Raw genomic sequence first — 20,778 nt, forward strand, 5'->3', positions numbered from 1 at the left:
TCTGCCGGCCACCTCTGTGTCACGGGCCTTCCGGCATGCCTCGCCTGCTCATCCTGCTGTTCAACCTGCTCCCGCTGACAGCCCTGGCCGAGCCCGTGCACCTGCGCCTGGCCGGCTCCAATACCATGGGTGCGACCCTGCTGCCTGCACTGGTGGTGGGGCAACTGCAGGCGCAGCAGGCAACCGCGGTGCACACCCAGCCAGGCCGAACCGCCAATGAAACAGTGATCACTGCCGTCGACGCCTCCGGCAGCCCCATCCGGGTCGATATAGCCGCCCACGGCAGCAGCACCGGCTTTGTCGCCCTGGGCCGCGGTGACGCCGACCTGGCAGCAGCATCGCGCCCCATCACCGAGCGCGAACAGCGCGCGCTGCACGCGCTGGGCAACCTGCGCGAGGCCGACACCGAGCAGGTGATCGCCCTGGATGGCATTGCCGTGATCACCCACCCAGATAACCCACTGGCGCAACTCACCACCGATCAGCTCGCCCAGGTGTTCTGCGGCCAGGTTCATCACTGGGAGCAGCTGGGTGTGCCCGGTGGCGCCATTCATCTCTATGCGCGGGACAACCGCTCGGGCACCTATGCCAGCTTCAAAGCGATGGTGCTGGCACCCCGTCACTGCCAATTGGCGCACAACGCCCAACGCTTCGAAGCCAGCGAACCCCTGGCCGCAGCGGTGGCCAACGACCGGCAGGCGATTGGCTTCAGCAGCCTGGCCGCCGTCCACCGGGCCAAAGTGTTGCCTGTGGCGGACGGCGATACCCCCGCCCTGCTACCCACGTCGGCGCAGGTCGCCAGTGAGGATTACCCGCTCTCCAGGCGTTTGTTCCTGTACCTGCCAGCCCACCCCAAACCGCAGGCCACGGCCTTGGCCGAGTTTGCCCAGAGCCCAGCCGGCCAGGCGATCGTCGCCCGGCAAGGCTTCGTTTCCCAGCAGATCGAAGCGCAACAGGTAAACACCCGGCCCACGATGCCGCCGCGCTATCGCAGCCTGGCGCAGCAGGCGCGGCGGTTGAGTGTGAGTTTGCGCTTCCAGCCAGGCAGCGCCGCGCTGGACAACAAAGCCCTGCGCGACATCCAGCGGGTCGCCCGCTACCTCGACCAGGCCGGCAAGCTGCAGCGCCGGGCGGTACTGGTGGGGTTCGGTGACCCCAAGGACACCCCAGGGCGCGCAGCCCTGCTGTCACGGCTGCGGGCGCAAGCGGTGCGGCGCGTGCTGGCCCGCGAGGGTGTCGAGGTGCTGGAACTGATCGGCCTGGGGGACGACCTGCCGGTAGCCGACAATGAGCGTGAGCAGGGCCGCCTGCGCAACCGTCGAGTGGAGGTGTGGGTGTACTGACAGGTGACGGCAAAGAAATGTAACAGCTGGCCACCCTCCCCGCCGGTAACCTCGTCTAGCCTGAAACCCATGTGATACCGGGCCCCTCTGACGGCTGCCAAGCCGCCATGTCGGATCACTGTTGCCTTGCAACATCGACAATCAAGGAGGGGCTCATGACAGCTCTGCACACATTGCTCACCACCCCGTTTCTTGGTACCAGCACCTGGTTGTGGCTGGTTTTCATGGCGATCGTCATCGGCCTGCTGGTGCTCGACCTGGGCGTGCTGCATCGCCAGGACCGGGAAATTGAAATGCGCGAAAGCCTGTTGCTGTACTCAGGCTACTTCAGTGTCGGCCTGCTGTTCGGCGCCTGGGTGTGGTTCCAGCTGGGTGCCCAGTCGGCACTTGAGTTCTACACAGGCTTTCTGGTCGAGCAATCGCTGTCCATGGACAACGTGTTCGTCATGGCCATGATCTTCGGTTATTTCGCCGTGCCCCGCCGCTACCAGCACCGGGTGCTGTTCTGGGGCATCCTGGGGGTGGTGTTCCTGCGGGCGATCATGATTGGCGTGGGCGCGGCGCTGGTGCAGAACTTTGCCTGGGTGCTGTACCTGTTCGGCGCCTTCCTGTTGTTCACCGGTATAAAAATGGCCTTGGCCAAGGATGACGACAAGCCAGACCTCGCCAACAACCCGATCTTGAAGTTCGTGCGCCGGCACATGCGCGTCACCGACGACATCCACGGCTCACGGTTTTTCGTGCAGCACACCCCGCCTGGGCACACCAAGCCGCTACGCCACGCCACGCCTCTGTTCCTGGCGCTGGTACTGATCGAATTGGCCGACCTGGTATTCGCGGTGGACAGCGTGCCAGCGATTTTCGCCATCACCCAGGACCCGTTCATCGTCTACACCTCTAACATCTTTGCCATCCTCGGCCTGCGCTCGCTGTACTTCGCGCTGTCGGCGCTGATGCACCGCTTCGTATACCTCAAATACGCGCTGGCCCTGGTGCTGATTTTCATCGGCTGCAAGATCTTCTATCACGGCCTGGTGGGCAAAGTGCCGGCACTGTTGTCACTGGGGGTGACGTTCGGTTTGCTGCTGGGCGGGGTGGTGATGTCGCTGATCAAGACGCGGGGGCAGCAGTTGCCTGCGCAAGGGGCTGCTCAAGCGCGCGATACCACTGGGCATAAGGAGTGTTGACTGCCATGTGCCGGTTGAAGTCCGGGCTGCCGTCGGACCACCATACCGGCCCGCGCTCGCCCAGGGCCTCCTTGGCCGCCTGCACCTGGGCGCGTGCTTGCTGGAGGAGGCTTGGGTCACTGTGCGCCCTGGCATGTTTCACGGCGCGCCGTGCCTGCATCAGCGCATGCACCCAGGTGCTGCGCTGCGCGTCTGACAATGAGGGGTTGGAGCAGCGCCACAGCCGCCCCCGGACCACGAAGTATCGGCCATCCGGGGTGGTGGGGTAGCGCTTGCCAGGCATTAGCGGGCTAGCCAGTTTTCCACTTCGTCGGCACCGTATTCGGCTTTCCACGACTTGAGCTTGGTGTGGTTGCCGCCTTTGGTCTCGATCACTTCACCGGTGTGCGGGTTCTTGTACTGTTTGACCTGCCGCGCACGGCGCGGCGCTTTTTGCCCAACAGCGGGTGCGGCCTTGTGTTGCCCGGCCTGCGGGTCGAGCAAATTGACGATGTCGCGCAGGCTGTACTCATACTTGGCCAACAGGTTGCGCAGTTTGGTTTCAAACTCGATTTCTTTCTGCAGCTCCGGGCTGCCTTTCATGGCTTCCAGTTCAGCAAGTTGCGACGCCAGCTTTTGTTCAAGCTGGCGGAATTCGGCGAGACGGGACATGGGCATGGTTCCTTTTTCAAGACGGCCAGGTAATAACGCGTTATCAACTGCTTAGTGGCACCGAACAGTATATTGGTTCAACACATTGTCGAACTTGCCCGGGCACCTTCAGCCTGTCGTACTCCCAGTTATAGACTGTCCCACCCCCTTTTGCCCAGCCACTCTCAATACACGCGCTGCTCCCTCACTGGGCGCCATCTGCCTCGCTGTTTAGTTCATCAGCTGCACAGGCAGATACTTGCCAACCTCATACTTGCCAATCGCCGCACGGTGCACTTCGTCCGGCCCATCGGCCAGGCGCAAGGTGCGCTGCATGGCGTACATATATGCCAATGGGAAGTCCCCACTTACACCCGCGCCCCCGTGAAGCTGAATGGCGCGATCAATGACCTTCAAGGCCACATTCGGCGCGACAACTTTTATTTGGGCAATCTCGCTGCGGGCAATCTTGTTGCCCACGGTGTCCATCATGTACGCCGCCTTGAGCGTGAGCAGCCGCGCCATGTCAATTTCCATTCGTGAATCGGCGATGTTGTCCATATTGCCGCCCAGGCGCGCCAGCGGCTTGCCGAATGCCGTGCGCGACACGGCGCGCTTGCACATCAGTTCCAGTGCCCGTTCGGCCATGCCGATGGAGCGCATGCAGTGGTGAATACGGCCGGGGCCAAGCCGCCCCTGGGCTATTTCGAAACCACGGCCTTCGCCGAGGATCACATGGTCGTAGGGCACCCGTACGTTTTCGAACAGCACTTCGGCATGGCCATGGGGGGCGTCGTCGTAGCCGAACACGGGCAACGGGCGTACCACCTTCACGCCCGGCGCATCCATGGGCACCAGCACCATCGAATGCTGCTGGTGGCGCGGGCCCTGTGGGTTGGAAAGGCCCATGAAGATCATCACCTTGCAGCGCGGGTCGCAGGCCCCGGAGGTCCACCACTTGCGGCCGTTGATCACCCACTCGTCACCCTCGCGCAACGCGGTGGCCGCCATGTTGGTGGCATCCGACGAGGCCACGTCCGGCTCGGTCATGGCAAACGCCGAGCGGATCTGGCCCTGCAGCAGCGGCTCCAGCCACTGGCGCTTCTGCGCCGGGGTGCCATAGCGCACCAGCACCTCCATGTTGCCGGTGTCAGGCGCTGAACAGTTGAAAGGTTCCGGCCCCAGCAGCGAGCGGCCCATGATCTCGGCCAGCGGTGCGTACTCAAGGTTGGTCAGCCCCGCGCCGTGTTCCGATTCCGGCAGAAACAGGTTCCACAAGCCTTCTGCGCGGGCTTTGGCCTTGAGGGTTTCCATGATTGCCGTGGGCTGCCAGCGGTCGCCTTCAGCAACCTGGCGCTCGAACACCGCTTCAGCGGGGTATACATGGGTGTCCATGAACGCGCTGACGCGCTCGCGCAGTGCCTGCACCTTGGGCGAATAGGCGAAATCCATCGGGGCTACCTTCATGGTCGGGGTAAGTGAGCAGAGCCTAGAGCAGCCATGCGCCATCCACCTAGTCTATTTTCGCCGTGTATTAACATTCATAACCGATATATGATCGGCGAATAATTCAAACAACGAGCGGCGCCCATGAACCTCAGCAAGGTCGATCTCAACCTGTTCATCGTGTTCGATGCGATCTACACCGAAGCCAACCTTACACGCGCCGGGCAGATCGTCGGCATTACCCAGCCGGCGGTGTCCAACGCCCTGTCGCGCCTGCGCGAAACCTTCAACGACCCACTGTTCGTGCGCACCGCCCAGGGCATGGTGCCCACCCCCATGGCGCAGAACATCATCGGCTCGGTGCGCAATGCCCTGGCGCTACTGCGCACCTCGGTGCAGGAAAGCCGCACCTTCAACCCGCAGCAGGCCAACAAGACGTTTCGTATCAGCATGACCGACCTGACCGAGGCGGTGATATTGCCCCCGCTGTTTCAGCGCCTGCGGCGCCTGGCGCCCTCGGTGCTGATCGAGAGCTTTTTGTGCAAGCGACGCGAAACCACCAAGGAGCTGGCCGCCGGCCGCCTGGATTTCGCCATTGATGCCCCGCTCAACACCGACCCCCAAGTACGGCATGTGAAGCTCATGCAGGACCGCTATGTGTGCGCGCTGCGCCAGGGCCACCCGCTGGCAGACAGCACGCTCACCCTGGAAAGCTACCTGGGCATGACGCACATTCATATTTCCAGCCGGCGCAATGGCCTGGGTTACGTAGACCTGGCCCTTGGCAAAATGGGCGTTCAGCGCAAGGTCGCCCTGCGCTCGCAGCACTACCTGATGGCCTCACAGGTGCTGCAACAGACGGACATGGCGATGACCGTGCCCGAGCGCTTCGCCCGTCGCCACCAGCTCTGCTACAAACCGCTGCCGGTGGAGGTACCCGCACTGGAAACCCACCTGTACTGGCACGAGAGCACCGACCAGGACCCGGCCAACCGCTGGATGCGCGAGCAGATCACCGAGCTGTGCGAGCGTGTGGTGGCGCAAGAAGAGAGAACGATGCAGCCTTGAACGCGCTTACCAGGTCAGTAATGAACCCCCTGGTGGCTTAACCTTAGAAAAAAATTCTCCTTATTCCCAGCAGGGAGAATTTTTTCGCGAAATATTCTTAAAACAGGGCAACTAAAGGTAAAACCATCTTCCGGCGCCGGGTAATCTTGCTCAATCACTTGAAGCTTTCTGGCCACACACGGAATTGCCCATGCCTGACGCCCCGCTCTATTTCGACTACGCCGCCACTACGCCCGTTGATGAACGGGTGATCGAAACCATGCTCGCCAGCCTCGGCCGAGAGGCCCACTTCGGCAACCCCGCCTCCAGTGGTCACGCGTACGGCCAAGCCGCTCGCGCTGCCGTCGACCAGGCGCGCCAGCAGGTGGCAGAGCGGGTGGGCACCACGGCGGATGCGTTGGTGTGGACGTCTGGCGCAACCGAATCCAACAACCTGGCGCTCAAGGGCATCGCCCAGGGCCTGGGGCAACCTGCACACCTGATCACCAGCCAGCTGGAACACAAAGCCGTGCTGGACACGGTGGCAGAGCTAGAACGCCAGGGCTGGTCGGTCACGCGCCTGCCCCCAGACGCCGCCGGGCTGATTCAACCCGCTGCCGTGCACGCTGCGCTGCGCGCAGACACCCGTCTGGTGTCGCTGATGGCGGTGAACAACGAACTGGGTACAGTCACCGACTTTGCCGCCATCGGCGAGCGGGTGCGTGCCCACGGCGCCTTGCTGCACGTGGATGCTGCCCAGGCCGTGGGTAAATTGCCCATCGACCTGGCCGCACAGGCGGTAGACCTGATGTCGTTCTCGGCGCACAAGGTGTACGGGCCCAAAGGCATTGGCGCGCTCTACGTGGGGCCGCGGGCACGCCCCCACTTGCGTGCGCAGATCCATGGCGGCGGGCATGAACAGGGGTTGCGCTCCGGTACCCTGGCGACCCACCAGATCGCCGGCATGGGCAGCGCCTTCGCCCTCGCAGGGCAGCCGGGGGGCAGCGAATACCAACGCCTGGAGCGGTTGGCTTGGCGCCTGCGCGATGGGCTGCTGGCACTGCCCGGCGTCAGCCTCAATGGCTGCGCCCGGCAACGCGTGCCGCACACCCTCAACCTGTGTATCGACAGTACAGGGTTCAACAGCGCCGCACTGGCGACCGAGCTGGCGCTGTCGACCACTTCGGCGTGCAACTCGGCCAGCAATGCGGCTTCGCATGTGCTGCTGGCGTTGGGGCTGGATGAGCGCAAGGCACGCAACAGCGTGCGCCTGAGTGTGGGCAGGTTTACCCGCGAGGCGGATGTAGAAACCGCAATTGCAGTGTTCACCAGGGTGCTGACTGCATCCTCGGCCGCGCTCTGGTGAGGTTGCGGGGCCTTGTGAGCCCCACCCCCACTACAGGAACGTGAACACCTGTTCGGCAGGCAAGCGGGACTTGCTCAGGCCGGCGTTGAAATCTGCTTCGCCGTGATAGCCCAGGCACAACATCACCACGCTGGTCAAACCGCGCTCACGCAGCCCCAGTTCGGCGTCCAGGCGTTTGCTGTCGAAGCCCTCCATGGGGGTCGCATCCAGGCCGTAGGCCGCCGCGCCGAGCAGGGCCGTACCCAGGGCCAGGTAGGTCTGCTTTTCCATCCAGTGCTGGATGTCCTTGAGGTCATGGCGATGCAGGTCCACGTAGTGGCGCCGGCTGTTGTTCTGCGCTGCCCGTGCCTGCTCGTCGCGGAAGCGCCCGTCGGTGGCCTCCTGGGCCAACACAGCATCCAGGTGCGCCTCGGTCATGGTGGTACGGGCGCAGAAGACGATCACATGGGACGCATCCCGCAGCTTCGGCGAGTTGTAGGCGTAGTCGGCGTCGGTACTCTTGGCCAGGCGGGCCTTGCCCTCATCGCTGCCGACAACGACAAAATGCCAGGGCTGGGAGTTGACCGAGGACGGGCTGTGGCGCAGTTGCTCGAGCAGCGCGTCAAGGGTGGCCTGGGGAATGCGACGCGATGCGTCGTAGGCCTTGGTGGTGTAGCGGCGCTTGGCCAGTGAAACGGTATCCATGGGGTGGCTCCAGGCATTTCAGGGGGACAGGTGGCCATATTATCTTTCATGCAGCGAAGAAAAACCGGCACAATCGAGCAACACTTTTCTTGCTGGAGTGAAAATGCTGCGCCTCGCTGACCTCGAACTGTTCGTGCGCAGCAGCGTATTGGGCAGCTTTACCGCAGCCGCCCTGGAAGCTGGGTTGCTGCCAGGCCAGGTGGCCGCCGCCATCAAGCGCCTGGAGCGCGACCTGGATGTGCGCCTGTTCGCCCGCACCACCCGCAGCCTGCGCCTTACCGCCGAGGGGGAGCGCTACCTGCCCACTGCCGTGACCGCGCTGGAGACCCTGCGCCAGGGCCATGAAGACCTGCACGGCAACCCAGGGACGCTGCGCGGCACCCTGCAGGTGTCGGCGCCCTCGGACCTGGGCCGCAACATGTTGCTGCCGTGGCTCAGCGCGTTCCGCCGCGCGCACCCCGCCTTGCACCTGCGCTTTCTGTTGTCTGACCAGATTGCCGACCTCAACCGTGACCCGGTGGACGTTGCCATCCGCTATGGGCGCAATCAGGACGCCAACTACATCGCCCTGCCCCTGGCCGACTGGAACCGCCGGGTACTGGTGGCCTCGCCCGCCTACCTGAACAGGCATGGCCGGCCGCAGACGCCCGATGCCCTGCAGCAACACGCCTGCCTGCTGTACATGCAATATGGTCGCGTGTATGACAAATGGCAGCTGGGTAACCGCACGGTGCAGGTGCGCGGGCCGCTGGTCAGCGACGACGCCGATGTGATTCGCCGGCTGGCGATTCTGGGGGAAGGTATCGTCTACAAGTCCTGGCTGGATGTGAGCAACGACCTGGCCAGCGGCGAGCTGGAAATCGTCCTGCCCGACCTGGCAGGCGAGCCGACCCCGGTCACGCTGGTATGCCCACACCGCAAGCAACTCACCCCCGCGGTCGGCCAGTTGCACCTGTGGTTGCGTGAACGGTTCGAGGCGCTGCGGGGCAGTTGCACAAACCTTCCAGACTGATGCGGGCAGCTGCGCTAAGGTAGCTGTTTACCCTGGGTGGAGACGGCCATGGGCAACTGGATCGACCTGAAAACGGACGCTGATACCGGCATCGAGTCGGTGCGCGCGCACTTTGTCGGGCATGCCTATGATCCCCACTGGCACGACAGCTTTCTGGTTGGCGTTACCGAGCAGGGGGTGCAGCAATTCAATTGCCGCCGGGTACGCCACCGCAGCACCCCTGGGCAGGTTTTTCTGCTGGAGCCCGGTGACATTCACGATGGCCTGGCCCCAACCGAGGATGGGTTCACTTACTCGACGCTGTACCTGCAGCCTGCCTGGCTGGACCAGCAACTGCGTGCACTGTTCGAACAGGTGCCCCGCGACAGCCTGCCGAGCTTTGCCGATACCCTCAGCCACGACGTGCAGCTGGCCCAGGCCACCGCCCTCGCCTTCCAGGCGGTGCACCAGCAGGACCTGCGCATCGTCCGGCAGAGCGCGACCGACGCGTTGCTGGCCAGCCTTACCCGCCACCTGCACTGGCGCCGCCGCCAGAACCCCGACCCGCGCCTGCCGCTGACAGCGCAACGGGCACGGGACTACCTGCATGACAACCTGGAGCGGGATATCGGCCTGGAGGAGCTGGCGCTTGCCTGCGGCATCGACCGTTTCCGCCTCACCCGTGCATTCAAGGCAGCGTTCGGCCTGGCACCCCACGCCTACCTTATCCAGCTGCGCCTGGCCCATGCCCGCCGCCGTCTGGCGCTGGGCCAGCGCCCAGCCGACGTGGCGATTGCCCTGGGCTTTGCCGATCAAAGCCACCTGGGGCGCTGGTTCCGCCGCGCCTACCAGCTGACCCCGGCGCAGTACCGCAGGCTTTGCTCAAACCTTCCAGACTGACGCGCAGCAACCCGTGAGCATGGTGCTTCTTTGACAGGAGCCCATTCCATGACCCCTACCCTTTTGCCATTCATGCTCTTTGCCCTGGTAGCCAGTATCAGCCCTGGCCCCACCAACCTGTTGATCCTTGCACGGGGCGCCAGCCTGGGCCTGCGGGCGACCCTGGCGCCCGTCATGGCCGCCTGCACCGCCGCGGCTGCCATCGTGCTGGTGGTTGGCCTCGGCATGGGGGAACTGTTGCTGCGCCATCCATTGGCCCGGCAATTGATGACGTGGGGTGGTGTGCTGTGGCTTACCTGGCTTGCCTGGCAACTGCTGCGCAGCTCGGCAGGGGTTGACTCACGCGCTGGAGGGCGTGGGTTCGATGCGCTGAATGCCGCCGCCCTGCAGGTGATCAACCCCAAGGTATGGTTGATGGCCGTCGCCGTGATCGGGGTGTTTGCCACACCCTCGGTCGCAGTGTGGCAACTGGCCCTGCTGTTTTTGCTGATTGCCCTGCCATGCATGGCCGCGTGGGCGTTGCTGGGTGCCGGCAGCGCCAGGTGGCTGGCACCCCGGCGCATGCGCGTGTTCAACCAGGTTCTGGCCCTGGCATTGCTGGTTTCGGCCTGGGCAGCGGTGTTGCTCTGATCAGTGCATCAATGCCTGCCGGAAGCGTTTGCTGCTGCAAGAGGCCAGCACCAGCCCCACCAGCGCCACCGCACCCCCTACCAGGCCTATGTTGGCCACGCCCATCTGGCTGCTGACGATACTGCCTAACAAGGCACCGCCGCCGATGCCGATGTTGTAGATACCCGAGAACAACGCCATCGCCACGTCCGTTGCGTCCGAAGCCAGCTTCAGGGTTTTGGACTGCAGTGCCAGGCTGAAGCTGAGGATGGCCACCCCCCAGAACATGCTCAGTGCGGCAAAGGCGTAGAAGTTGCCCGCAAATGGCAGCAGCAACAACAGGCAGGCGGCGAGCAGGCCAATCGAGCCCACCAGAAAACCTTGAGGGAAACGGTCGCTGTAGCGGCTGAACAGGAACGAACCGACCACGCCCGCACCGCCGAACAGCAGCAGAAGCAGCGTGGTGCGCTCACCGCTGAGCTGCGCCACATGCAACGCGAAGGGTTCGATGTAGCTGTAGGCGGTGAACTGCGCCGTAATCACCAACGTGACCAGGAGGTAGGTGATGACCAGCGCCGGGCGTTTGAACAGGATGGGCAGGCTGCGCAGCGAGCCAGAATTCTGGCTGGGCAGCAACGGCAGTGACTTCATCAGGCACAGCATGGTGGCCAGCGCTACCCCGGCAATGCTCAGGAAGGTGACCCGCCAGCCCAGCGCCTCGCCCACCACGCGCCCCAGGGGGATGCCCAGCACCATGGCCAGGGTGGTGCCGGTGGCCAGCAGGCCCAGCGCCTTGGCCTGCTGGCCAGGCGGCGCCACGCGCACCGCCAGTGATGCAGTAATGGCCCAGAACACAGCATGCGCCAGCGCGATGCCGATTCGGCTGACCAGCAGCATGGCAAAACTCTGCGACAACCACGACAGCAGATGGCTGACGATGAACACCACGAACACGAACAGCAGCAGCCGACGCCGCTCCACGTTGCGGGTCAGCAGCATCATCGGCAATGAAGCCAGCGCCACCACCCAGGCATAGATGGTCAGCATCAGGCCCACCTGGGCGGTACTCATGTCGAAACTGCGGCCAATGTCACTCAGCAACGCCACCGGTACGAACTCGGTGGTATTGAAGATGAAGGCGGCCAGCGCCAGGGCGATGACGCTCAACCAGCTGCCCGTACCCTCGGTGGGAGGCAGGTGGGTGGGGGTGGGTCCGTTCATGAAAAACCGGTTCTCCGCAGGCAAGGCAACACCACGCACGCCTGGCACCTGCTGGTCGCGGGAGGGGCGCACGTTTTGTTATTGGAAGGAATGCAGGCATGGTACGCGTCAAACCAGGGCCTCACAACCGCAGGGCCGAAGGAGTAACATGCGCGCATTCTCAGAAACGCGTGGGCAACAAGGAGTTCCATCCACTCATGGACAAGCAGCATCCCCAGCAGCAGTGGCAGCAGGCAGTCACGGCCTATGCTCAGGCCATCAACCAGTACGTTGCCCAAGGGCAGGCACAGGGCTGGGATCACCTAGAAGAGCCGCAGCCACCTGCCACTGAACACTTGCTCGACGCCTGGCTGGCGGCCCTGCAATCGGCCAATCGGCCAGGCGTGGATGAGCAGGCGCACCAGGCATTCCGCCAGGCCTGGCCACCGGCCCACCAGCCCCTGGTGCCGTTGCTCGATGAGCACGCCCAGGGGATCGCCACACTCCTGTTGTTGGACGACGGCAGCGTGCTGGCGCGCATCGGCATGCCCCATGAAAAAGGCCAGGTGGTACGGATCGACGGCAACAGCGTCACACCGGTGATCGGCGTCGAGCACTTTGGCCGTTGCCCTGAGCGCCGCTATTTCGCCCTGGCCAACGCCGAAGGTGTACGCGTAACCGATGGCTGGGGCGGCCCGCTGGTGCAGCGCCTGGCCTGGCCCAGCGGCCTTGAAGGGCTGCCCAAGGGCTACCCGTTCGAACCGTTTGAAATGCCACCTACCCCAACCGCGCTGATCCCGTTTGCCAATGGCCAGCAGGTGCTGCTGGTCAGCGACGAGGGCATTTTCCTGCTGGCTGCCCACGGCGCAACACGCCTGCTCCCGCAACAGCAGCAGGTGCTCGATGACCTGGCCGAGGGTATCGACCCCGATGATATCAACCTGGGGCTGAGCATGGCCCATGGCACGGTATCGGCCGACGGGCGCCTGATCGTGGTGGGTGACCAATGCAGCCGGCACTTGGTGCTGGACGACAACCTGCAGGTGCTGGCGCAGGTGGGCCCGGTGAGCGAGTACCCGCACTTTGCGCTGTTCAACGCCGCAGGTGACCAATTGATGCTCAATGCCTGCCACTTCTACAGCGGTGCCACGCTGGCAGTGCGGGTGGCCGACCTGCCGGGGCTGGATACCGATTACTACAGCGACGACCCACGCACGCCCGTGATCCAGGAAGGCGCACGGGTGTATGCCGGGGTGGCGCGTGAGGGGGAGTACATCGTCGGCGACGCTTATGGCTATCTGCGGGCGTTCGCCGAAGACGGCAGTGAGCGCTGGCAGCACTTCATCGGGTCAACCCTGTGTGCCCTGGACATCAGCCGCGACGGGCGCACGCTGGTAGCCGGGACCTATGCGGGGTTCGTTGCGGTGATCGCGCTGGACACCGGGCGGCCTGAGTGGCAGATCGGCACCGGCCCCCATGCTGAAACACAGCGCTGGCTGTTCTGGAAAGGCTGGGACAAACCGCTGCGCTGGTAGCACAGGTTGCCCGCACCCTCGCGGGTACGGGCAACTTGCAGGTCAGCCCTGCAGAGTGGCCATGTCGATGACAAAGCGGTACTTCACGTCGCCAGCGATCATGCGTTCGTAGGCCTGGTTGATATTGCGGATATCCAGCATCTCGATATCGCAACGGATGTCGTGCTGGGCGCAGAACTCCAGCACCTCCTGGGTTTCGGCAATCCCGCCGATCAACGAGCCGGCCAGCACCCGGCGTTTCAATACCAGGTTGGCTGCATGCACGGCGGGGTCGATGGGCTCGATCAGGCCCACCAGAATGTGCACGCCATCGAACTTGAGGGTTTCCAGGTAGGGGTTGAGGTCGTGCTGCACCGGGATGGTGTCGAGCAGGAAGTCGAAGCGGCCGGCCGCCGCGCTCATCTGCTCGGCATCGCTCGACACGATCACATGGTCAGCGCCCTGGCGGCGAGCCTCGGCTGCCTTGGCCGCCGAGCGGGTGAACAGGGTCACTTCCGCACCCAAGGCCTTGGCCAGCTTGATGCCCATGTGCCCCAGGCCGCCCATCCCAAGGATGCCCACCTTGTGCCCAGGGCCTACGCCGTGGTGCTTGAGCGGCGAATAGGTGGTAATGCCAGCGCACAAGATGGGCGCTGCGCTGGGCAGGTCCATGCCATCGGGGATGCGTACCACGAAGTGTTCGCTGACCACGATGCTGCTGGAGTAGCCGCCCATGGTATTGCTGCCGTCGATCCGGTCCGGGGTGGCGTAGGTCATGGTGGGGCCTTCGAGGCAGTATTGCTCCAGGTCCTTGGCGCAGGCCTCGCAGTGGCGGCAGGAATCGACCATGCAGCCCACACCCACCAGGTCACCCACCTTGTGCCCACTCACCTGGTCGCCCACCGCCGTGACACGGCCGATGATCTCGTGGCCAGGCATCAAGGGGTACACGGCAATCCCCCACTCGTTACGGGCCTGGTGAATGTCGGAGTGGCAAACGCCGCAGTAGAGGATTTCGATGGCGACGTCATCCGGGCGCGGGCTGCGGCGCTCAAAGGTCATGGGTGCCAGTGGGCTGGTCGGGGTTTGGGCAGCGTAACCGATGGCTGTATACATACTGGGCCTCGCAGTGAAGTGAAACGATTCAGGCGAGCCATTTTGCTTGCTCGACGCCCCCTCGCCCACAGCTGATCCTCCGGCATGCATGCCTGATTCTCCGGGAATCCGGTTTTGCATGTGGCGCCGGGCTGTCAATCTGCGATCATCGTACTGTCCGATTCTCTGCCCTGGTGCTCCATGCAACTGACCCGCCACGTCGACGCCAATGCGCCGCTCTGTTCGCTGATCCGCCGCCTGGCCACGCGCCCGGGGTTCGTCCCTACCCATTTGCCACAGGTGCAGGTGCTGAGCTGGGACCATTACGTCGCCAGCAGCCCGCAAATCTACGAACCCAGCCTGATGATCCTGGCCCAGGGCAGCAAGCTGGCCCGTCTGGGGCCGCGCACGCTGGAATATGGCGCCGGCCATTACCTGGTGCAGGCGCTGTCGGTACCGTTCATGTGCGAAACATTCGCCACGCCTCAAGCGCCATTGCTGGGCGTGGCCGTGGACATCGACCGCTCGGTGCTCAGTGAACTGGTGCAGCGCATGGACTTGCCAGCGGGCGGTGTGGTGCAGGCCCAGACACCCCAGTCGATGACCTCAGCGGCGCTGGACGCGCCCATGCGCGACAGCGTGGAGCGCCTGCTGCATTGCCTGCAGGACCCGCTGGACGCCAAGGTGCTGGGCCCGGCGCGGGTCCGCGAAGTGCTGTACACCGCCCTGCGCGGCCCGCAGGCCGGGGTGCTGCGGGCCTTGGTGGAGCAGCAAGGGCACTTCGCCCGCATCGGTGCGGCGCTGGCTCACCTGCGCGAGCATTACAGCGAGCCTCTGAACGTTGAGACCCTCGCTGCACGGGCCAATATGAGCGTGTCGACGTTCCACGAGCATTTCAAGCGCTGCACCGACATGGCGCCCATGCAGTACCTGAAGCGCCTGCGGCTGCTCAAGGCGCAGCAGATGCTGATTGGCGAAGGGCTGGGGGTGGCGCAGACCGCGCATCGGGTGGGCTACCAGAGCACGTCGCAGTTCAGCCGCGAATACAAGCGCCAGTTCGAGCACAGCCCAGGGGAAGAGCTGCCGTACAAGAGCTTGCCGGTCTGACCTGCTGCACACACAGCACCCACCCGGGTTCACCCGGCCAACGGCCACCGCGCCAACGGGGTGTAGGCCCCCTTTCGCGACTCGTAGAGCACAAACTCCCGCGCCAACAGGTAGAAATCCGGGGCGATGGGCGCCTCCGGGGGCTGCCCCCGATAATCCCTGGACAACGTCAGGTGCGGGCGGTAATCCCGGCTGCTCACCTGCAACCCCAATGGCAACAGGGCCTGCTGCAAGCCGTACACCAGGTGCAACAGGGCCGGCGGGGTGCTCTGTGCTTCCAGCACCAGTGCGCCAGCCTTTTGCCAGACCTGCAAGCGATCAAGCAGCAGCCTGGGCGCGCTGCCTGGGCGGGCGAGCTGGTCCACCGCCGCACAGATCGAGGGCACCAGGGCAGCGTCCACATCGCCCAGAAACAGCAGCGTCACATGGAAGTTGGCAGCCGGCACCGGCTTGCCGTTACGCAGGGCCAGACCGCGGCGCCAAGCGGCCAGATCGCGGCGCTGGGCGTCCCCCACCGGCACTGCAAAAAAGAGCCGCTTGAATGGGCTGCCACTAAGGCGGGTGTCCTGAGCCATATGATCTCCTTGATCTTTGGGTCGCGGTTAACACCCCCATCATTACACCTAAGTCGCCCGGCTGTTTCGTAACAATAAGTACAAACTGCCTTGGCGATTGTTTATGCTGGCGGGCTTATGCCATGGCGCATGGCCATTTTTCGACAAGTAAACGTCCATGAAAATTGCACTCGTACTTATCTTCGCCCTCTCGATCGCCTACGTTCACCTGCGCGGTCGGGTTCGTCACAAGCTGACGCGGCAGCTGGGCGACCATTCCAGCTTCCTGGCCCCCGTCAACAGCTTCCTGTATCTGTTCTCCAAGCACCCGGCCAGGCCCTACCTGCCCGTTGAAGCCTTCCCGGAGCTGCAACCGCTGCAGGACCACTGGCAGGAGATCCGCGAGGAAGCCCAGCAGTTGCTGCAGGTTGGCGAGATCAAGAAGTCCGACAACTACGATGACGTGGGCTTCAACTCGTTCTTCAAAACCGGTTGGAAGCGCTTCTACCTGAAGTGGTACGGCGAGAGCCACCCGTCGGCAATGACCCTGTGCCCGCGCACCACTGAACTGCTGCAAGGCATCGGCACGGTCAAGGCCGCGATGTTCGCCACCCTGCCGCCAGGGGCCAAGCTGGTGCGCCACCGCGACCCGTATGCAGGCTCGTACCGCTACCACCTTGGCCTGGACACGCCCAACGATGACGGCTGCTACATCGACGTGGACGGCCAGAAGTACTCCTGGCGCGATGGCCAGGGTGTGGTCTTCGATGAAACCTATATCCATTACGCCGCCAACACCACCGAGCACAACCGCATCATCCTGTTCTGCGACGTCGAGCGCCCCCTCAAGTACCGCTGGGCTACTGCGTTCAACCGCTGGTTCAGCCGCAATGTGATGGCAGCGGCCGCCGCGCCGAACGATGCCGGTGACAAAACCGGTGGCATCAACCGCCTGTTCACCCGCATCTACAAGATCCGCGAGCGCGGCAAGGCGCTGAAAAAGCGTAACCGCACGCGCTACTACCTTGAAAAATGGGCTGTGGTCGCCGCAGTGGTGCTGGTGTTCATCTACATCTGAAGGCCGTTTGGAGTAACCGCATGATCCATATCCGCCCGATGACCGCAGACGATTTCGAGCGCTTCTGGCCCACCCTGCAGGCCACGGTGCAGGCCCGGGAAACCTACGCGCTTGACCCGCAGATGAGCCCCGAGCAAGGCCGCCACTTATGGCTGGAGCTGCCCCTGCATACCTGGGTGGCAGAGGAAAACGGGGAACTGCTGGGCTCGTACTACCTCAAGGCCAACGCCGCAGGGCCTGGGGCGCACGTGGGCAATTGCGGCTATGTGGTCACGCCGCAGGCGCGTGGCCGCGGAGTGGCGCGTCTCATGTGCGAGCATTCGCAGAAACTGGCGCGCCAGGAAGGCTTTCTGGCCCTGCAGTTCAACTCGGTGGTCGCCAGCAACGAGGTGGCCGTTGCCCTGTGGCACAAGCTGGGTTTCGAAACGGTAGGCCGCTTGCCCAAGGCTTATCGCCATGCCCACCTGGGGCTGGTGGACTGCCTGGTGATGTACAAGTGGCTGGCCGATGAGCCAGTGGTGGAAACCCCGCCCCTGCTGATCGGGCGCAAGAACATCGAGGCGCGGGTGTCACGCAGACGCGGGCGGTAGCACCGCCAGCCGCGCCGGCCCCGCAACGTTCAGCGGGGCCGGGCACCTGGTTTAGAAGGCCAGGCCCACTTTTACACCGAACTCGTCACGCTTGAGCTTGGTGTTGTCGGCAACCGGCGAGTTATCGTCCAGCTTGTACTCGGTGCGGGTGTAGTACACACCGGCCTGCACCGGCATGGCGCCCTGCTGGTTCATCAGCATCGTGACTTCAGCATAGGGGTTGGTGCGGTCTTTCAGGTCAACCGTGTCGCTGCCGAAGTCATCCACTTTCAGCCGTGCGCGGCCGTCCAGGGTGTGACGGGCACCCACTTCCACGCGCAGGGTCGAGGCGTCGAACTGGTGGTTGTAGCCCAGTGCGGCCTTGGCGAACGGCGACTTGAGGGTGAGCTTGGTGTCCAGGTCGTTGATCTCGGGCTCGTAGCGCGACCAGCTGTAGCCGCCGCCGACGGTCACGTCGACGAAGTTGCGCGCGTCCAGCGCCGCACGCCAGCCAAGGTCCAGGTCAGCCTGGGCTTCCTTGAGCTTGTTGTCGTTCTTCTTGCCGTATTTGGCCTCTGCGCCGATCTGGTAGATGAAGCCGGATTCGGCAGTCATCTTGTTGCCGAAGGTGGCAAATACACCGCCCTGGCCCATGTGATCCTTGTCCGTTTCGCTGCCGCCTTCGAACTTGAACTTGTCGTAGGAGCCCAGCAGGCCCAGGGTGAACAGCGGGTCCGTGCTTGGCGCTGCGGTGGCAGCCAGCGGAGCGGCGACCAAGGCGAGCAGGCAGGTGTGGCGCAGCAGGTTACGAGCAGACATGCGAATAGTCTCCATGACGTATTGACGGGTTGTGCACGAGCGCTTCGAGCGCTGCCTGTTCAGAAAAGTTCGAAATAAAAACACCTGAAACGCGAACGCCGTTCAAAGGCCCTCTGAAGGCCCACAACCCGCGCATTTGACGCCCGCGCTGTTCAATGGTCAGATGCGCGCCAGTTTCAGGTGCCCTGCGCCGCCGTGCGCAGGGTGAAACGGGAAGCCGGTGCGTCGTGTAGCCACGACAAGTCCGGCGCTGCCCCCGCAACGGTAAGCGAGCGAACCTTTCGACACACCACTGTGCACCTGCATGGGAAGGTGAAAGGTTCATGCCCCTCGCAAGCCCGGAGACCGGCCTGAAGCTCCCTATGGCAACCCGCGGTGGGCGGGCGCAGGCCAGTGCCTGTGCGCGCCTGCGTGCCAGGTGCGCCTTTGCGTGTATTCCACCGGGATTCCTTCTTTCCTGCAGCAGTGGAACGACATGTCCCGTATCTTCAAGCTACACCCCTTGGCGGCCTGCCTGGCCGTCGCCGTGCCGGCCCAGGCCGACACGCTCCCGGCAGCGGCCTTGGCCTTGCCCTCCACGGCGGTCACAGGTGCCTATGACAGCACGGTCGCCAACCTGGCAACGCCCAGCCAGGCAGGGTCGCGCCTTGGCCTCAGCCCGCTGGAAACCCCGGCCAGTACCAGCACCCTTGGCACCGCCGAGATCCAGCAGCGCAACAATGCCACCGTGCAGGAGGGCGTCACGCGCTCGCCCGGCATCACCTTCATCGGCTCACCGGGCGATGGCGGCACAGGGCTGTCTGCCCGTGGTTTCACCGGCCACGGCTCGGTCATGACCTTGTTCGACGGCGCACGCCTGTACACCGGGGCGGGCACCCAGACCTTCCCGGTGGACCCGTGGATGGTCGAGCGCATCGAGGTGATCCGCGGCCCGGCATCCGTGCTGCACGGCGAAGGGGCGACCGGCGCGGTGGTCAACGTGATTCCCAAGAAACCCTTCGCCGGCGAGGTGCGCAACCACCTGCGGGTGGGCTATGGCTCCTGGGATCGCCAGCAAGTGGGCCTGGACAGCGGTGGCAGCCTGAGCGAACGGCTGAGCTACCGGCTGAACCTGAACCAGCAAGCAGGCAACGGTTGGGTCGACCGCACCCCCTCCCGTAGCCAGGCCCTGAGCATGGCGCTGCGCTTCGACGCCAGCGAGGACCTCAGCTTCACCCTCGCCCACGACCGCGGTGACGCCAGGCCAGCCAATTACTACGGCACGCCGCTGATCGACGGCCACTACCGCAGCAGCCTGCGCAGCAAGAACTACAACGTGCAGAATGACCAGCAGCACTACGTGGACCAATGGACGCGGCTGACCAGCGAGTGGTCGCTGAACGATCATGTCAGCGCCAGCAACCAGCTGTACTACATCAACAGCCGTCGCCAGTGGCGCAACGCCGAGGACTACCGCTGGGCCCCCGAGCAGGGCCAACTGCTGCGCGGCAGCTTCTTGCAGATCCGTCACAACCAGGAACAGTTCGGCGACCGCCAGACCTTCGATTTCGACCACGCCTTGTTCGGCCTGCCGAGCAAGACGGTGATCGGCGCCGAGTACAACAAGGTCCGGTTCAATGTGGACAGCAACGCGCCCTATGACGACATCGGCGGTGATTACATCGACCCGTGGCAACCCCGCCCAGGGCCGTTCCAGAGTGCATCGCCGTTGCGGCCACAGACCCTCTCGACCACGCACACCTTTGCCCTGTTTGCCGAGAACCGCCTGCAACTGACCGACAAGCTGGCACTGGTGACCGGCCTGAGGCGGGATCAGAACCACATCGACCGGGACAACCTGGTGGATGGCAGCCGCAGCGACCGCAGCCTGCAGGGCGGCAACTGGCGCGCGGGGCTGGTGTATGCACTGAGCGAGGAGGTAGCGGTGTATGGCCAGTATTCCACCAGCCAGGACGGCGTCGACAACCTGATCAGCCTGCGCCCTTCGCAGATGCACTACGACCTCACCGAAGCCCGGCAGGCCGAGGTGGGGTTGAAGCAACGGTTCTGGAACGGCCAGGGCGAATGGACGTTGGCGGCCTACCACATCGTCAAGAAAAAGCTGCTGGTGGACGACCCGCTCACCCACGAACAACAGCAAGCAGGCCAGCAGACCTCCGAAGGGTTGGAGGCCACCCTGGAACTGGCGCTGGCGCACCAATGGCAGGTGTCGGCCAACGCCGCGTTGCTGCGGGCGCGCTATGACCAGTTCGACGAAAACGTCGGTGGGGTGAACCTGGACCGCTCGGGCAACCGCCCGGTCAACGTGCCCAGGCGCACCGCCAACCTGTGGCTGAGCAAAGGCCTGGGCCAGCAGGTACAGGCCGGCATCGGCGCGCGCTTTGTCGATGAACGCTATGCCAACAACGCCAATACCCAGAGCGCCCCAGGCTACACCGTGGTCGATGCCAACATTGCCTGGCAGGTGCAGCCGGATGTGCGGCTGGGGCTGCAGTTGAACAACCTGTTCGACCGCCAGTACGTGGTGTCGGCATTCAGTGGCGAGCAATGGCTGATGGGCACGCCCCGGTCGTTGTTCGCCACGATGGACTACCGCTTCTGACAAAGCCGCCGTCGCCATGCGGCGGCGTACTCCACCC

20 protein-coding genes and 1 riboswitch are annotated in these 20,778 nt (G+C 64.2%); of the genes, 12 read left to right on the forward strand and 8 right to left on the reverse strand.

What is annotated here, in order from left to right; translation table 11 throughout:
• Positions 1–35 precede the first annotated feature (35 nt).
• A complete protein-coding gene (locus PPA02S_RS07565) occupies positions 36–1,343 on the forward strand; it encodes a substrate-binding domain-containing protein (RefSeq protein ID WP_028634437.1) in 1,308 nt (435 codons plus the stop codon).
• 155 nt (positions 1,344–1,498) lie between these two features.
• A complete protein-coding gene (locus tag PPA02S_RS07570; RefSeq protein WP_028634438.1) occupies positions 1,499–2,530 on the forward strand; it encodes a TerC family protein in 1,032 nt (343 codons plus the stop codon).
• On the opposite strand, the gene PPA02S_RS23310 is transcribed toward PPA02S_RS07570, so the two are convergent.
• The 3 genes from PPA02S_RS23310 to PPA02S_RS07580 all read right to left on the reverse strand — a co-directional run bounded on the left by PPA02S_RS23310 (position 2,454) and on the right by PPA02S_RS07580 (position 4,612).
• Positions 2,454–2,813 carry a hypothetical protein gene (locus PPA02S_RS23310; protein ID WP_080667873.1) on the reverse strand — a complete coding sequence of 120 codons (360 nt, stop codon included), beginning with the start codon at positions 2,811–2,813 and terminating at the stop codon, positions 2,454–2,456. The two genes, PPA02S_RS07570 and PPA02S_RS23310, sit on opposite strands and share 77 nt — an antisense overlap.
• Positions 2,813–3,181 (reverse strand): histone-like nucleoid-structuring protein, MvaT/MvaU family, encoded by a 369-nt coding sequence (locus PPA02S_RS07575; RefSeq protein ID WP_028634439.1) that lies wholly within the window; start codon positions 3,179–3,181, stop codon positions 2,813–2,815. The genes PPA02S_RS23310 and PPA02S_RS07575 overlap by 1 nt, the downstream gene beginning before the upstream one ends.
• Positions 3,182–3,391: 210 nt before the next feature.
• The gene (locus PPA02S_RS07580) at positions 3,392–4,612 is read right to left on the reverse strand and encodes an acyl-CoA dehydrogenase (protein ID WP_028634440.1); all 1,221 of its coding nucleotides are present in this window, start codon (positions 4,610–4,612) and stop codon (positions 3,392–3,394) included.
• A 138-nt stretch (positions 4,613–4,750) separates the two neighbouring features.
• On the opposite strand from PPA02S_RS07580, the gene PPA02S_RS07585 reads away from it, so the two are divergent.
• Positions 4,751–5,674: a LysR family transcriptional regulator gene (locus PPA02S_RS07585; protein WP_028634441.1), complete on the forward strand. Its 924-nt coding sequence runs from the start codon at positions 4,751–4,753 to the stop codon at positions 5,672–5,674.
• Positions 5,675–5,864: 190 nt separating this feature from the next.
• Entirely contained in the window at positions 5,865–7,019 is a 1,155-nt protein-coding gene (locus tag PPA02S_RS07590; protein WP_028634442.1) for a cysteine desulfurase family protein, read from the forward strand.
• Between the two features lie 30 nt (positions 7,020–7,049).
• On the opposite strand, the gene nfsB is transcribed toward PPA02S_RS07590, so the two are convergent.
• Positions 7,050–7,703, reverse strand: a complete 654-nt coding sequence (gene nfsB / locus PPA02S_RS07595; protein ID WP_028634443.1) for an oxygen-insensitive NAD(P)H nitroreductase — start codon at positions 7,701–7,703, stop codon at positions 7,050–7,052.
• Positions 7,704–7,806: 103 nt separating this feature from the next.
• Between nfsB and PPA02S_RS07600 the strand changes: the two genes are divergently transcribed.
• The 3 genes from PPA02S_RS07600 to PPA02S_RS07610 are packed head-to-tail and all read left to right on the forward strand — an operon-like array spanning position 7,807 to position 10,224.
• Positions 7,807–8,715, forward strand: a complete 909-nt coding sequence (locus PPA02S_RS07600; RefSeq protein WP_028634444.1) for a LysR family transcriptional regulator — start codon at positions 7,807–7,809, stop codon at positions 8,713–8,715.
• Positions 8,716–8,763: 48 nt separating this feature from the next.
• Entirely contained in the window at positions 8,764–9,594 is an 831-nt protein-coding gene (locus PPA02S_RS07605; RefSeq protein WP_028634445.1) for an AraC family transcriptional regulator, read from the forward strand.
• Positions 9,595–9,642: 48 nt separating this feature from the next.
• Positions 9,643–10,224, forward strand: coding sequence for a LysE family translocator (locus PPA02S_RS07610; protein WP_028634446.1), 582 nt, complete (start codon positions 9,643–9,645; stop codon positions 10,222–10,224).
• Here PPA02S_RS07610 and PPA02S_RS07615 read toward each other — a convergent pair whose 3' ends face one another.
• Positions 10,225–11,424 carry a sugar transporter gene (locus PPA02S_RS07615; protein ID WP_028634447.1) on the reverse strand — a complete coding sequence of 400 codons (1,200 nt, stop codon included), beginning with the start codon at positions 11,422–11,424 and terminating at the stop codon, positions 10,225–10,227.
• Positions 11,425–11,621: 197 nt separating this feature from the next.
• Between PPA02S_RS07615 and PPA02S_RS07620 the strand changes: the two genes are divergently transcribed.
• Positions 11,622–12,938 (forward strand): hypothetical protein, encoded by a 1,317-nt coding sequence (locus PPA02S_RS07620; RefSeq protein ID WP_028634448.1) that lies wholly within the window; start codon positions 11,622–11,624, stop codon positions 12,936–12,938.
• 42 nt (positions 12,939–12,980) lie between these two features.
• Here PPA02S_RS07620 and calA read toward each other — a convergent pair whose 3' ends face one another.
• Positions 12,981–14,033: a vanillin reductase gene (calA, locus tag PPA02S_RS07625; protein ID WP_028634449.1), complete on the reverse strand. Its 1,053-nt coding sequence runs from the start codon at positions 14,031–14,033 to the stop codon at positions 12,981–12,983.
• 180 nt (positions 14,034–14,213) lie between these two features.
• Here calA and PPA02S_RS07630 point away from each other — a divergent pair, with 180 nt between their 5' ends.
• Positions 14,214–15,119 carry an AraC family transcriptional regulator gene (locus tag PPA02S_RS07630; RefSeq protein WP_028634450.1) on the forward strand — a complete coding sequence of 302 codons (906 nt, stop codon included), beginning with the start codon at positions 14,214–14,216 and terminating at the stop codon, positions 15,117–15,119.
• Positions 15,120–15,148: 29 nt separating this feature from the next.
• On the opposite strand, the gene thpR is transcribed toward PPA02S_RS07630, so the two are convergent.
• On the reverse strand, positions 15,149–15,694 hold the full coding sequence (gene thpR, locus PPA02S_RS07635) for an RNA 2',3'-cyclic phosphodiesterase (protein ID WP_028634451.1): 546 nt from the start codon (positions 15,692–15,694) through the stop codon (positions 15,149–15,151).
• Between the two features lie 157 nt (positions 15,695–15,851).
• Here thpR and lpxO point away from each other — a divergent pair, with 157 nt between their 5' ends.
• On the forward strand, positions 15,852–16,751 hold the full coding sequence (gene lpxO, locus PPA02S_RS07640) for a lipid A hydroxylase LpxO (protein ID WP_028634452.1): 900 nt from the start codon (positions 15,852–15,854) through the stop codon (positions 16,749–16,751).
• Between the two features lie 20 nt (positions 16,752–16,771).
• Positions 16,772–17,341 carry a GNAT family N-acetyltransferase gene (locus PPA02S_RS07645; RefSeq protein WP_028634453.1) on the forward strand — a complete coding sequence of 190 codons (570 nt, stop codon included), beginning with the start codon at positions 16,772–16,774 and terminating at the stop codon, positions 17,339–17,341.
• A gap of 51 nt (positions 17,342–17,392) precedes the next feature.
• Here the strand turns inward: PPA02S_RS07645 and PPA02S_RS07650 are convergent, their stop codons facing one another.
• Entirely contained in the window at positions 17,393–18,139 is a 747-nt protein-coding gene (locus tag PPA02S_RS07650) for an outer membrane beta-barrel protein (protein WP_028634454.1), read from the reverse strand.
• Positions 18,140–18,300: 161 nt separating this feature from the next.
• A riboswitch (cobalamin riboswitch) is annotated at positions 18,301–18,507 on the forward strand.
• 107 nt (positions 18,508–18,614) lie between these two features.
• Here PPA02S_RS07650 and PPA02S_RS07655 point away from each other — a divergent pair.
• Positions 18,615–20,741, forward strand: coding sequence for a TonB-dependent receptor (locus tag PPA02S_RS07655; RefSeq protein ID WP_028634455.1), 2,127 nt, complete (start codon positions 18,615–18,617; stop codon positions 20,739–20,741).
• The last annotated feature ends 37 nt before the right edge of the window (positions 20,742–20,778 follow it).

The sequence above is a fragment of the Pseudomonas parafulva NBRC 16636 = DSM 17004 genome (genome assembly GCF_000730645.1).
In the GTDB taxonomy this organism is placed as follows: Bacteria; Pseudomonadota; Gammaproteobacteria; order Pseudomonadales; family Pseudomonadaceae; genus Aquipseudomonas; species Aquipseudomonas parafulva.

Coding starts and splice junctions, on each gene's coding strand:
- PPA02S_RS07565 (WP_028634437.1), top strand. CDS start 36: ATGCCTCGCCTGCTCATCCTGCTGTTCAACCTGCTCCCGCTGACAGCC.
- PPA02S_RS07570 (WP_028634438.1), top strand. CDS start 1,499: ATGACAGCTCTGCACACATTGCTCACCACCCCGTTTCTTGGTACCAGC.
- PPA02S_RS23310 (WP_080667873.1), bottom strand. CDS start 2,813: ATGCCTGGCAAGCGCTACCCCACCACCCCGGATGGCCGATACTTCGTG.
- PPA02S_RS07575 (WP_028634439.1), bottom strand. CDS start 3,181: ATGTCCCGTCTCGCCGAATTCCGCCAGCTTGAACAAAAGCTGGCGTCG.
- PPA02S_RS07580 (WP_028634440.1), bottom strand. CDS start 4,612: ATGGATTTCGCCTATTCGCCCAAGGTGCAGGCACTGCGCGAGCGCGTC.
- PPA02S_RS07585 (WP_028634441.1), top strand. CDS start 4,751: ATGAACCTCAGCAAGGTCGATCTCAACCTGTTCATCGTGTTCGATGCG.
- PPA02S_RS07590 (WP_028634442.1), top strand. CDS start 5,865: ATGCCTGACGCCCCGCTCTATTTCGACTACGCCGCCACTACGCCCGTT.
- nfsB (WP_028634443.1), bottom strand. CDS start 7,703: ATGGATACCGTTTCACTGGCCAAGCGCCGCTACACCACCAAGGCCTAC.
- PPA02S_RS07600 (WP_028634444.1), top strand. CDS start 7,807: ATGCTGCGCCTCGCTGACCTCGAACTGTTCGTGCGCAGCAGCGTATTG.
- PPA02S_RS07605 (WP_028634445.1), top strand. CDS start 8,764: ATGGGCAACTGGATCGACCTGAAAACGGACGCTGATACCGGCATCGAG.
- PPA02S_RS07610 (WP_028634446.1), top strand. CDS start 9,643: ATGACCCCTACCCTTTTGCCATTCATGCTCTTTGCCCTGGTAGCCAGT.
- PPA02S_RS07615 (WP_028634447.1), bottom strand. CDS start 11,424: ATGAACGGACCCACCCCCACCCACCTGCCTCCCACCGAGGGTACGGGC.
- PPA02S_RS07620 (WP_028634448.1), top strand. CDS start 11,622: ATGGACAAGCAGCATCCCCAGCAGCAGTGGCAGCAGGCAGTCACGGCC.
- calA (WP_028634449.1), bottom strand. CDS start 14,033: ATGTATACAGCCATCGGTTACGCTGCCCAAACCCCGACCAGCCCACTG.
- PPA02S_RS07630 (WP_028634450.1), top strand. CDS start 14,214: ATGCAACTGACCCGCCACGTCGACGCCAATGCGCCGCTCTGTTCGCTG.
- thpR (WP_028634451.1), bottom strand. CDS start 15,694: ATGGCTCAGGACACCCGCCTTAGTGGCAGCCCATTCAAGCGGCTCTTT.
- lpxO (WP_028634452.1), top strand. CDS start 15,852: ATGAAAATTGCACTCGTACTTATCTTCGCCCTCTCGATCGCCTACGTT.
- PPA02S_RS07645 (WP_028634453.1), top strand. CDS start 16,772: ATGATCCATATCCGCCCGATGACCGCAGACGATTTCGAGCGCTTCTGG.
- PPA02S_RS07650 (WP_028634454.1), bottom strand. CDS start 18,139: ATGTCTGCTCGTAACCTGCTGCGCCACACCTGCCTGCTCGCCTTGGTC.
- PPA02S_RS07655 (WP_028634455.1), top strand. CDS start 18,615: ATGTCCCGTATCTTCAAGCTACACCCCTTGGCGGCCTGCCTGGCCGTC.